Genomic DNA, 12,015 nt, shown 5'->3' with positions numbered 1-12,015 from the left:
GGGCGGCTCCTCCTACGATGAGGGGATGACAGCGCAGAGCACCGTCGCCGATCCGCCCGTCGTCCCGATCCTGAGGTCGTCGTTCGAGCGCGGTGTCACCCGCTCCTACGCCTGGAGGGTGCGGCAGCTCAAGGCGCTGAAGTCGATGCTCGAGGAGCGCTCGGCCGAGATCGAAGACGCGCTGTTCGCCGACCTCGGCAAGAACCCGGCCGAGTCGCAGCTCACCGAGATCGGCGTGGTGGCCGGGGAGATCGAGCACACCCTCACGCATCTGCGCCGCTGGCTGCGGCCGCGGCGTGTGCCGGTTCCGCTCGCCCTCGCCCCGGCGTCGGCGGCGACCATGCTCGAGCCGCTCGGGGTGGTGCTCGTCATCGCCCCCTGGAACTACCCGCTGCAGCTGCTGCTCGCACCCGTCGCCGGAGCCCTCGCCGCCGGCAACGCGGTGGTCATGAAGCCGAGTGAGCTCGCGCCGGCGACCTCGGCGGTGATGGCCGAGCTCATCCCGCTCTACCTCGACAGCCGGGCCGTCGCGGTGGTCGAGGGCGGGGTCGAAGAGACCACCGCGCTGCTCGCTCAGCGCTTCGACCACATCTTCTACACCGGCAACGGCACCGTGGGCCGCATCGTCATGGAGGCGGCGGCGAAGCACCTCACGCCCGTCACCCTCGAGCTCGGCGGCAAGTCGCCTGTCTACGTCGACGACACCGTCGACCTCGCCGCGACCGCGCGCCGCATCGCCTGGGGCAAGTTCATGAACGCCGGCCAGACCTGCGTCGCCCCCGACTACCTGCTGGCCACCGACGCCGTGGCCGAGCAGCTCGTGCCGCACCTCGTCGACGCCATCAGCGAGCTCTACGACGGCGATCCGCGCACCAGCTCGAGCTACGGCCGCATCATCAACGACAAGCAGTTCACGAGGCTCTCCGGTTTGCTCGAGGGCCAGACGGTGCGCACCGGCGGCAAGCGCGACGAGCGCACCCGCTACTTCGCGCCGACCGTGCTCGACGAGGTGCCGCGCGACGCACCGGTGATGGCGCAGGAGATCTTCGGGCCCATCCTGCCGATCGTGCGGGTGACGGGTCTCGACGACGCCATCGCGTTCATCCGTTCGGGGGAGAAGCCGCTGGCGCTCTACGCCTTCACCTCGTCGAAGGAGGCGGCCCGGCGCATCCTCACCGAGACCTCCTCGGGCGCCGTGGGCTTTGGAGTACCCGTGGCGCACCTCACGGTGCCCGGGCTGCCCTTCGGCGGCGTGGGCGAGAGCGGCATGGGCTCGTACCACGGGCGTAGCAGCATCGAGATCTTCAGCCACACCAAGTCGGTGCTGTCGAAGCGGCTCGCGCCCGACACCCTGAAGCTGGTGTACCCGCCGTTCACGGCGAAGAAGGAAAACTTCATCCGCGGCCTCATGCGACGGCTGCGGTAGAAGGGCGCCACGAGCGCCGAGCCACAGCCGCACCACGAGTGCGGTCGCACCGAGAGGAACCACCGTGACCACCACGCCGTCGCCCGCCGAGCCGTCGCCCACGCCGTCGCCCACCCGCACCGAGACCGACAGTCTGGGCAGCATCGAGATCCCCCGCGACGCGCTGTGGGGCATCCACACCGCCCGCGCGCTGGAGAACTTCGCCATCTCGCGCCGCCCCATCTCCGTCTACCCCGACCTCGTGAACGCGCTCGCCCTGGTGAAGCAGGCCGCCGCGCGAGCCAACCGTGAGATCGGTGTGCTGGATGCGTGGAAGGCCGAGTGGATCGACGCGGCCTGCGAGCGCATCAAGGCGGGGGAGTTCCACGACGAGTTCGTGGTGGGGGTGATCCAGGGCGGGGCGGGCACCTCGACCAACATGAACGCCAACGAGGTCATCGCCAACGTCGCCCTGGTGGCCAACGGCCACGCCCCCGGAGACTACGGGGTGCTGCATCCGCTCGACGACGTGAACCGCAGCCAGAGCACCAACGACGTGTACCCGACGGCGGTGAAGCTCGCCGCGGTGTTCTCGCTGCAGCGGCTGCTCGTCGAGCACGGGCTGCTGCGCGACTCCTTCGCCGCCAAGGGCGTCCAGTTCGAGCACGTGCTCAAGGTGGGTCGCACGCAGCTGCAGGATGCGGTGCCGATGACCCTCGGCCAGGAGTTCCACGGCTTCGCCACCACCCTCACCGAAGACACCGACCGGCTCGGCTACACGGTGCCGCTCCTGTGCGAGATCAACCTCGGCGCGACCGCGATCGGCACGGGCATCACCGCCGACCCGAACTACGCGGCGACCGTCTGCCGTCACCTGCGCGAGCTCACCGGGCTCGACCTCGTCACCGCCGCCGACCTGGTCGAGGCCACCAGCGACACGGGCGTGTTCATGACGCTGTCGGGGGTGCTGAAGCGGTCGGCCATCAAGCTGTCGAAGATCTGCAACGACCTGCGCCTGCTCTCGAGCGGGCCGCAGGCGGGGTTCGGCGAGATCAACCTGCCCCCGCGGCAGGCGGGCTCGAGCATCATGCCGGGGAAGGTGAACCCCGTCATCCCCGAAGTCGTGAACCAGGTGGCGTTCGCCGTCGCGGGGGCCGACGTCACCATCACCATGGCCGCCGAGGCCGGTCAGCTGCAGCTCAACGCCTTCGAGCCCGTGATGGCGCATTCGCTGCTGCAGAGCCTCGCCTGGATGACCGCGGGCTGCCGCACCCTGCGCGAGAACTGCGTAGACGGCATCACCGCGAACCTCGACCGGCTCGACACCATGGTGTCGACCTCGGTGGGGGTCGTCACGGCGCTCACGCCCTACATCGGTTACGCGGCAGCCTCGGCACTGGCCAAGACCGCGCTGCTGACGCACCGGAACATCGCCGACCTCGTGGTGGAGGCCGACCTGATGAGCCGTGAGCAGGTGACGAAGCTCACGTCGCCCGCGCGGCTGTCGGGCATCGAGGCGATCACGGCGGCGATGCCGATCATCGACCTGGAGGCGGAGGAGGCTCGGGCGGCTGAGGCGCGGGCGGCCGCTGCCGGCCGGGGCGGCGCCGGGGCGCCGGAGTGACCGCGGCGGGGCTTCTCGAGCGGCTGCGGGCCGAACTCGGCGACCGGGTGACGACGGATGCCGCGACGCTCGAACAGGTGCGCAGCGACAAGTCGGGGTGGCGGTCGGAGGAGGGTGCGCTCTGCGTGGTGGCCGCCGAGTCGGTCGCCGACGTGCAGACGGCGGTGCGGCTCGCCGCTTCGGCAGGCGTCGCCATCGTGCCGCGCGGCACCGGCACGGGGCTCGCGGGCGGTGCCACCTCGACCGAGGGCTCGGTGGTGCTCGCCCTCGACCGGCTCGACCGCATCGTCGAGATCTCGCTCGACGACGAGCTCGCCGTGGTGCAGGCCGGCGTCATCAACCAGCACCTGAGCGACGCCCTGCTGCCGCACGGGTACGTCTACTCGCCCGACCCCGCCAGCAAGGCCATCTCGACCATCGGCGGCAACATCGCCACGAACGCCGGCGGCCTGCTCTGCGCGAAGTACGGGGTGACCCGGGAGGCGGTGCTCGGTCTCACCGTGGTGCTCGCCGACGGCTCGCTGCTGCACACCGGCCGGCGCACGGTGAAGGGCGTGACGGGCTACGACCTCACCGCCCTGTTCACCGGGTCGGAAGGAACACTGGGGGTGATCGTGGAGGCGACCGTGCGCATCCGCCCCCTGCCTGCCGGCCCCGTCGTCACCCTCGGGGCGTTCTTCGGCAGCGTGACGGAGGCCGCTGCCGCGTGCGCCGCGGTGACGGCGGCACGGCTCCGGCCCGCGGTGATGGAGCTGATGGATGCCGCGGCGGTCGCCGCCGTGAACCTGCTGCTCGGCCGGCCTGCCGCCGCGGCGGGCGCCGCCTACGTGCTGGTGCAGACCGACGGTGCGGGGGCGGAGATCGAGGCCGCGGAGATCGCGGAAGTGCTGGGTGCCGCGGGGGCGCTCGGCCTGCGCTCGACCGCCGATGCGGCGGAGGGGGAGGCCGAGCTGGCCTTTCGCCGGAGCTTCCACGCCGCGCTCGAGGCCGACGGCGACGTGCTGGTCGAAGACGTGTGCGTGCCCCGGTCGCGGCTCGCCGAGATGTTCGCCGCGATCGAGCGCATCGGGGCGGCGTACGGGCTGAGCATCCCGACTGTCTCGCACGCGGGCGACGGGAACCTGCACCCGAACTTCGTGATCCCCCGCGAAGGGGTCGCGCGCCCGCCGGGCGCCCCTCTCGTGGTGCCCGACCACGTCTGGGCCGCCGCCGACGAGCTGTTCGAGACCTGCGTGGCGCTCGGCGGCACCCTCACCGGGGAGCACGGGGTGGGGCTGCTCAAGAAGCGCTGGCTCGAGGGCGAGCTCGGGGCCGAGCAGCTGGAGTTGCAGAAGCGTGTCAAGGCGGTGTTCGACCCGCGCGGCGTGATGAACCCTGGCAAGGTCTACTGAGGGCGGCTACGCTGGGTGTCGTCCCTGCGAAGTGAGGAATGCTCTTGAGTGCTTTCGACCCGTCCGGCGTGCCCACCGGGGGTGCCTCCGGTGGTGCTCCCGCTGATGGCGCTCCCGCCGGTGGTGCTTCTGCCGGTGGCGCCTCCGGCGCGTCTGCGCCCGCCGCCGTGCAGTCGCCCGCTCCCCAGGCGCCCGCGGCGGCCCTGCCCGCCACGCCCATGATGCCCGTCGCCACGCGACCGCGCGGGGCGTCGACCTCGTCGCTCGTGTTCGGCATCATCGGCATCCTCGTGCTCGGCTTCGTCTTCCTCGCGGTCATCGCGTACCTGGTGCTGGGGCTCGGGCCGGTGGCCTTCGTCATCTGCGCGATCGTCGCGCTGGTGCCGCTCGCCGTCGTCATCACGGCCATCACCCTCATCGACCGGTGGGAGCCCGAGCCGCGGCCCGCGCTGTGGTTCGCCTTCCTCTGGGGCGCTGCGGCATCCGTCGCCATCGCGCTCATCGCCGACTTCAGCATCCAGCTCATCGTGTACGCCGCGAGCGACGGGCTCAACACCACGAGCGAGCTGTGGGGTTCGGTCATCCAGGCGCCCGTTGTGGAGGAGGGGGCGAAGGCGGCGGGCATCCTCATCCTGCTGCTGTTCTTCCGCAAGCAGTTCGACGGGCCGGTCGACGGGCTCGTATATGGCGCCACCATCGCCGCCGGGTTCGCGTTCACCGAGAACATCCTGTACTTCGGGCAGTCGCTCATCGAGTCGGGCGGCATCGGGCTCGGCTTCACCTTCGTGCTGCGCGGCATCATGTCGCCGTTCGCCCACGTGATGTTCACCGCCTGCACGGGCGTGGCACTCGGCTTCGCGGTGCGGCGGCGCAACTGGCTGGCCGGCGCCGGCATCTTCGTGCTCGGACTGCTGCTCGCCATCGGGTTGCACGCGCTGTGGAACGGGTCGACCTACCTGGTCGAGGGGCTCGGCGGGTTCTTCCTGCTGTACCTCGTGGTGCAGGTGCCGCTGTTCGCGCTGGCGGTGGTGTTCGTCGTGCTGTTGCGCAGGGCCGAGACGAGATTGACGCGGGCACGGCTGCAGGAGTACGCGGCGGCGGGGTGGTTCAGCCCCGCGGAGGTCGACATGCTCTCCACCGGCACCGGGCGACGGCAGGCGAAGACCTGGGCGCGCACGCTGCCGCCCGGGGGGTCGGCCGCCATGAAGTCGTTCATGAAGCACGCCACCCGGCTCGCCTTCGTGCGGCAACGGATGCTCGTCGGCCGCTCGGCCATCGGCCCCCGCCACGACGAGGCACAGCTGCTCGACGAGCTGCTCGCCGACAGGGCCGCGCTCGGTGCGGTGCTGCAGGCGCGCGGGGTGTGACCTGCCTGGTCGGGTGGGGCGTCTGAGCTGCGCGGGCGGGCGGGTCTTTTGACCTGCCCCGCCGGGTGGGCTTGGATGGAGTCATGACAGATTCCACCGGTTCCAAGCCCGAGATCGAATTCCCCGAAGGCCCCGCCCCCACCACGCTCGAGATCGTCGACATCGTCGAGGGCACCGGCGCCGAAGCCGTTCCCGGCGGCACCGTCGAGGTGCACTACCTCGGCGTCGAGTACGAGACCGGCGAAGAGTTCGACTCCTCCTGGAACCGCGGCGAGACCATCAGCTTCCCCCTCAACGGCCTCATCGCCGGCTGGCAGGAGGGCATCCCCGGCATGAAGGCAGGCGGCCGCCGCAAGCTCACCATCCCGCCCCACCTCGCCTACGGCCCCGCCGGCTCCGGCCACTTCCTCGCCGGCAAGACCCTCATCTTCGTCATCGACCTCATCTCGGTGCCGTGATACTGCGGCCGGGGCCGTGCTTCGCGCGGCTCCGGCCTGTCGCGCCGCCGCTACTGCGGCGCGACGCGGGATGTGAAGGGGTGGTCGCTCGCGCGGCCACCCCTTCACCTTGGGTCGTCGAGAACGGCCCGTCGCATCGGTTCTCGTGGTGCTTGCTTCGGAGATGTGCGCGTTGGTCGCGCGAAGTGCTCCTACCTTCTGGGATGCGAGCATTTTGCGCGACCAACGTAGGGGGTCGTTTGCACAGCTAGACTTATCTGCCGGGTTTTTTCGGGCTCGGGTGATGAGAGGTGCGGGCGTGGCGGATTCCGAACTCGCGGGGGAGCGGGAGTACGTGGCGGGGCTGTACGCGCGGCTCGACGGGCTGCGGGCGGAGGCGGAGCGGGAGCTCGCCTCGGTGCGGCGCGAGAGCGTGGGCGGCAACCACCAGTCGCGCTCCGAGCGCGACGCGTTCGCCCGGGTCTACGAAGACCGCATTCGGCAGCTGCGCGACGTGGGTGAGCGGCTCGCCTTCGGCCGCCTCGAACTCGCTGACGACGGCAGCACTGCGGATGCTCGTGGCGCCACCGACGACGGCGACGCACCCGCGCAGGCCGCCGACACCCCCGACGACGGCAGCAGCCCGGATGCTCGTGGCACCACCGACGACGGCGACGCACCCGCGCAGAACGCGGAGGCCGCAGACACCCCCGACGGCACGGCCCCCGGAGGCTCGCGCCTGCGGTACATCGGGCGCATAGGGCTGCGCGACGAGAACCTCGAGCCTCTGCTGCTCGACTGGCGCGCACCGCAGGCCGCAGCGTTCTACCAGGCCACCGCAGCCACCCCGCTCGGGGCCCGTGCCCGCCGCCACCTCACCACCCGAGGCCGCGAGGTGGTGCACATCGAAGACGAGGTCTTCGACACCGCCCTCCTCGACGAGGAGGGAACCCGCCTCCAGGGCGAGGGCGCCCTGCTCGCCGCCCTCTCCGCGCAGCGCACCGGACGCATGCACGACATCGTGTCGACCATCCAGGCCGAGCAAGACCGCATCATCCGCTCCGAGCTCTCGGGCGTGCTCGTCGTGCAGGGCGGCCCCGGCACCGGCAAGACCGCCGTGGCCCTCCACCGCGCCGCCTACCTGCTCTACACGCACCGCGAACGCCTCGGCTCGAGCGGTGTTCTCGTCGTCGGCCCGAGCCGCGCCTTCCTCCAGTACATCAACGCCGTGCTCCCGAGCCTCGGCGAGACCGGCGTGGTGCTGGCGAGCCTGGGCCAGCTCTACCCTGGGGTGGAGGCCGTCGCCGACGACGAGCCCGCCGTCGCCGCTCTGAAGGGCTCGGCGGAGATGGCCGCGCTCATCCGTCGCGCCGTGCGCTCCCGGCAGCGGGTGCCCGCCGAACCCCAGACGCTCGAGGTCAACGGCGAACGCATCGAGCTGCTGCCGCAGGCCATCGCCGACGCCATCGCGAAGGCGCGCGAGTCGGGCAAACCCTACAACGAGGCCCGCGTCTCGTTCGTGAAGACGATGCTCGGCCAGCTCACGAAGCAGCTCGCCGAGCAGCTCCGCCGCCGCGGCGGCACCGTCGACGACGCCGATCTCGCGTACCTGCGCGAAGACATCCGCACCGCCTACGACGTGCGCGTCGCGCTGAACACGGCCTGGATCCCGCTCACCCCCGAGAAGCTCCTCGAAGACCTCTACGCCCGCCCGCAATGGCTCACCACGCTCACCGGCCACTGGTCGAAGGCGAAGCGCGAGCTGCTGCGTCGCGAGCGCGGCTCGGCCTTCACCGTCTCCGACGTGCCGCTCCTCGACGAGGCCGCCGAGCTCCTCGGCGAGTACGACGAGGGCGACAGCGCCCGCAAGCGTGCCGAGAAGGCGCAGCACAAGCGCGACCTCGAGAACGCGAAGAACGCCATCCGCAACATGGACGTCGCGGGCCTCGTCTCTGCCGAGACCGTCGTGGCGGGCTTCGCCGAGAGCACCGCGAACCTCACCACCGCCGAGCGCGCCGCCTCCGACCGCAGCTGGACCTACGGCCACATCGTCGTCGACGAGGCGCAGGAGCTCTCGCCCATGCAGTGGCGGCTCCTCCTCCGCCGCGCCCCGCTCCGCTCCTTCACCATCGTCGGCGACATCGCCCAGGCGAGCTCCGCGGCGTCGGCCACGAGCTGGAGCTCGACCCTCGACCCGCTGCTCGGCGACTCCTGGCGCCTCGAGGAGCTCACGGTCAACTACCGCACCCCCGCCCAGATCGTCGACGCCGCCGAGCGCGTGGCGGTGGCGGGCGGCCTCGAGGTCACCCGCTCCCGCTCCGTGCGCACCACCGACTGGCCCGTCGAGGCCCTATCGGCGACGACGGATGCGGCCCTCACCGCCCAGATCGAACGCACTGTCGCCGAGATGGTCACCGCCGGTGGCACCACCGCCGTCATCGCTGCCGACTCGGCCGTGGCTGCCACGGCCGACGCACTCACGGAGGCCCTCGGTGACCAGGTCGGTGTGGGCGCGGCGGGACTCTCCCGCCCGGTCGCCGTGATCACCCCGGCGGAAGCCAAGGGTCTCGAGTTCGACAACGTGATGCTGGTCTCACCGGCTGCCATCGTGGAGCAGAACGCGCGTGGCGCATCCGCTCTCTACGTCGCGATGACCCGCCCGACGCAGCGGCTCGTGCTCGTGCTCGCCCCGGGAGAGGCGCCCCCGGCCGGGCTCTGAGACCGCTTGAGCGGAAGCGGCGCAGGAGTCGGCGCCGCCCCGAAGCGCGCGCCGCCTGCACCCGCCGGTATCAGGGCAGCGGGTTCAGCGCGTCATAGGCGCGGAACGTGTGCACGAAGCGCAGGATGAGCGCCGCCGCCACCACGATCACGAGCCCGCCGAGCAGCGGCGGGAACCACAGCGCCGCGAACACCGACAGCAGCCCCACGTACATGTCGCCGATGCGCGGTCCGCCCGCCACGACGACGGTGAACACGCCCTGCAGGCGCCCGCGCATGTTGTCGGGCACCGCGGTCTGCAGCATCGTCGACCGGAAGATCGCGCTCACCTCGTCGGAGGCGCCCGACGCTGCGAGGGCGATCGACGCCAGCGCCAAGGCGAAGAGGTTCACGTCGGAGAAGTCGTCGTTCACCGGCGAACCCGTGAGCGTCGTGACGATCAGCACCAGCCCGAACAGCGCGATGCTCACTCCGTACGACTGCACGGCGCGCGCGATCGCCCTGCCCTGCCAGCGCACCCCGCCGAGCCGACCCGAGAAGATGCTCGCGAGCATCGTGCCGACGGCCGAGGCCGCGGTGAGGATGCCGACCGTGATCGGCCCGCCGCCGATGACGAGTACGCCGATGGCGGGGAACAGCACGCGCGGCTGCCCGAACGTCATCGCCGCGATGTCGATGAGGAAGGATGCACGGATGTTCGGAGCGCGCTTCAGGAACGCGAATCCGTGCTTCAGAGAATCGAGCCCCGGGCGGTGGATGTCGCCCTCGGGAAGGATGCGCGGGAGACCGAGGATGCCGACGAACGCCGACACGAACAGGATGACGTCGATCGTGTACGTCCACCCGTAGCCGACCGAGGCCACGAGCACACCCGCGAGAGCGGGTCCGACCGTCACCATCACGCCGATCGTGATGCCGTTGAGGGCGGCGGCGGCCGGCAGCAGCTCGCGGGGGAGGATGCGCGGGTAGATCGCCGAGCGCGTGGTCTGGATGACCGTCGCCGCCACGGCGTTCACGGTGGCGAGGGCGTAGAGGGCGGCGACGCTGTCGGCGCCCGTCCAGGCGAGGGTGGCGAGCAGGGCGGTCGAGCCCCAGGCGACGATCGCGGCGAGGAGGGCGACCTTGCGGCGGTCGAAGGCGTCGGCGAGCATCCCGCCGTAGAGCCCCGCGATGATCATGGGCAGCAGCGCGAACAGGGCGACGCCCGAGACCGCGAGGGTCGACTCGGTGAGGCGGTAGATGTCGAGGCCCACGGCCACGATCGTCATCTGGCTGCCGATGCCTGAGATGGCCTGGCCCGCCCAGAGGCGGGCGAACGCCGGGCTCGCCCGCAGGGGCGTGAGGTCGGCGAAGGGGTTGCGGCGGCGCGCGGGCTCGCCGGCCTCGCCGGCTGGGGCCCCGGTGCCGGCCGCGATGGCGCCCGTGGCGGCCGCTTCGGCGGCCCGCCCGGCGCCGGCCGCCGCCGCCTCGGGGTCGGCGGCCGTGCGTTCGTCGGGTGCGGGGGTGTCCCCGCTCACGCGATGCTGTTCTGCGCGGCAGCAGCCGCGTTCTTCTCCACGAGGTCGGAGTGGTGGATCGCCGCCACGTCGGGGTGGGCGCGCAGTCGGCTCTTGAACGCGTTCTCACCGTAGGTGGTGAAGATCGGGTTGCCCGGGTCGACCGTGATGCCGCGCGCCTGGGCCGCGAGCTCCTCGGGGAGGGTGAGCACCGGGATGGTCGAGTCGAGCGCCGGGGCGTAGAAGAACGGGATGGAGATGCGGTCGGTGCCGATGCGCGGCGAGATGACGCGGTGCACGGTGGCCTTGAGGTAGCCGTCGGTGGCGACCTCGAGCAGTTCGCCGATGTTCACCACGAAGGCGCCGTCGATCGGGGGAGCGTCGATCCACTCGCCGTCCTTCTCCACCTGCAGGCCGCCCTTGCCGGGCTCGACGAGGAGGAGGGTGAGCACGCCGCTGTCTTTGTGGGCGCCGACGCCCTGCTTGGGCTCCGGGTCGCTCTTCCCGGGGTAGCGCACGATCTTGATGAGCGTGGAGGGGCGGTCGGCGAAGGCCTCGTCGAAGACGTCCTCCGCGGCGCCGAGCGAGACGGCCCAGGCGCGCAGCAGCGTGAGGGCGACGCGGCTGAGCTCGTCGTACCACTCGGAGACCGTCGTCTGGAGCTCGGGGAGCGCATCCGGCCACTGGTTGGGGCCGTCGAGTCGCATGAAGTCGGGGGCGTCGGGGTCGGTCACGGGCTCGCGCTCGGTGCCGATGTCGATCTGCTCGCGCCAGTCGACCTTGCCCTGGGTGAGCTCGCCGCCGACGCGCGTGTAGCCGCGGAAGTGCGGGCTCTTGAGGTTCTCGATGGCCAGCTTGTCGGCCTCGGGCAGGTCGAAGAAGCGGCGCGAGACGGCCATGACGTCGTCGATGAGCTGCTGGGGCACGCCGTGCCCGGTGAGGTAGAAGAAGCCGTAGTCGTGGGTGGCCTCGCGCAGGTCGACCCGGAAGGCCTCCGCCTCGGCGTCGCCCTTCGCGAGGCGGCTGAGGTCGAGTACCGGCAGGTTCGCCGAGTCGAGGGTGCTGGTGCTGGGGATGTCGAGTGTCATTTTCCGTCCGTTCCGCGAACTACTAACGCACACTAACTATCCTGTGTTCCCGGTTCCGAGTCGAACTGGGAACCGGAATGTTACGGGCGGGTTTCTGCTAAGCTCTTCAGGTTGCCGTGTGAACGGCCGCGGATAAAGAGAGCCACAGCATCCGGCTGACTGGCACCGCGCAACGAGAGAAAGGGGATCCCATCTATGGCACTCGAAGCAGACGTCAAGAAGGCGATCATCGACGAGTACGCTACCCACCCCGGTGACACCGGATCCCCTGAGGTGCAGGTCGCCATCCTGACCAAGCGCATCAAGGACCTCACGGAGCACCTGAAGGAGCACAAGCACGACCACCACTCGCGTCGTGGCCTCCTCATCCTCGTGGGTCAGCGTCGTCGCCTCCTCGGCTACCTCCAGGACATCGACATCGAGCGCTACCGCTCGCTGATCGAGCGTCTCGGCCTCCGCCGCTGACGCGACCGGGTCGTCTCAGACGTC

The 12,015-nt window shown here is 71.1% G+C and carries 9 protein-coding genes; 7 read left to right on the top strand and 2 right to left on the bottom strand.

Translation table 11 applies throughout. The annotated features are described in order from the left end of the window. Positions 1–25 precede the first annotated feature (25 nt). The 6 genes from HL652_RS08895 to HL652_RS08870 all read left to right on the top strand — a co-directional run bounded on the left by HL652_RS08895 (position 26) and on the right by HL652_RS08870 (position 8,943). On the top strand, positions 26–1,426 hold the full coding sequence (locus tag HL652_RS08895) for an aldehyde dehydrogenase family protein (RefSeq protein ID WP_171705003.1): 1,401 nt from the start codon (positions 26–28) through the stop codon (positions 1,424–1,426). 64 nt (positions 1,427–1,490) lie between these two features. Beyond that, a complete protein-coding gene (locus HL652_RS08890; protein WP_171705002.1) occupies positions 1,491–3,029 on the top strand; it encodes an aspartate ammonia-lyase in 1,539 nt (512 codons plus the stop codon). Then, positions 3,026–4,420 carry an FAD-binding oxidoreductase gene (locus HL652_RS08885; RefSeq protein WP_171705001.1) on the top strand — a complete coding sequence of 465 codons (1,395 nt, stop codon included), beginning with the start codon at positions 3,026–3,028 and terminating at the stop codon, positions 4,418–4,420. Before HL652_RS08890 ends, HL652_RS08885 begins: the two co-directional genes overlap by 4 nt. 44 nt (positions 4,421–4,464) lie before the next feature. Continuing rightward, on the top strand, positions 4,465–5,787 hold the full coding sequence (locus HL652_RS08880) for a PrsW family intramembrane metalloprotease (RefSeq protein ID WP_171705000.1): 1,323 nt from the start codon (positions 4,465–4,467) through the stop codon (positions 5,785–5,787). A gap of 83 nt (positions 5,788–5,870) precedes the next feature. After that, a complete protein-coding gene (locus tag HL652_RS08875; RefSeq protein ID WP_171704999.1) occupies positions 5,871–6,245 on the top strand; it encodes an FKBP-type peptidyl-prolyl cis-trans isomerase in 375 nt (124 codons plus the stop codon). A gap of 298 nt (positions 6,246–6,543) precedes the next feature. Then, the gene (locus tag HL652_RS08870; protein WP_253743733.1) at positions 6,544–8,943 is read left to right on the top strand and encodes a HelD family protein; all 2,400 of its coding nucleotides are present in this window, start codon (positions 6,544–6,546) and stop codon (positions 8,941–8,943) included. A 70-nt stretch (positions 8,944–9,013) separates the two neighbouring features. Here the strand turns inward: HL652_RS08870 and HL652_RS08865 are convergent, their stop codons facing one another. Both HL652_RS08865 and HL652_RS08860 read right to left on the bottom strand, forming a co-directional pair. Further along, positions 9,014–10,357 (bottom strand): MFS transporter, encoded by a 1,344-nt coding sequence (locus HL652_RS08865; RefSeq protein ID WP_171707252.1) that lies wholly within the window; start codon positions 10,355–10,357, stop codon positions 9,014–9,016. Between the two features lie 98 nt (positions 10,358–10,455). Further along, on the bottom strand, positions 10,456–11,526 hold the full coding sequence (locus HL652_RS08860) for an isopenicillin N synthase family dioxygenase (RefSeq protein ID WP_171704997.1): 1,071 nt from the start codon (positions 11,524–11,526) through the stop codon (positions 10,456–10,458). Between the two features lie 195 nt (positions 11,527–11,721). Between HL652_RS08860 and rpsO the strand changes: the two genes are divergently transcribed. Beyond that, a complete protein-coding gene (gene rpsO, locus HL652_RS08855) occupies positions 11,722–11,991 on the top strand; it encodes a 30S ribosomal protein S15 (protein WP_171704996.1) in 270 nt (89 codons plus the stop codon). Positions 11,992–12,015: the final 24 nt, after the last annotated feature.

Source organism: Herbiconiux sp. SALV-R1 (genome assembly GCF_013113715.1).
Lineage (GTDB): Bacteria > Actinomycetota > Actinomycetes > Actinomycetales > Microbacteriaceae > Herbiconiux.
This window is presented reverse-complemented; position numbering and strand designations above follow the sequence as displayed.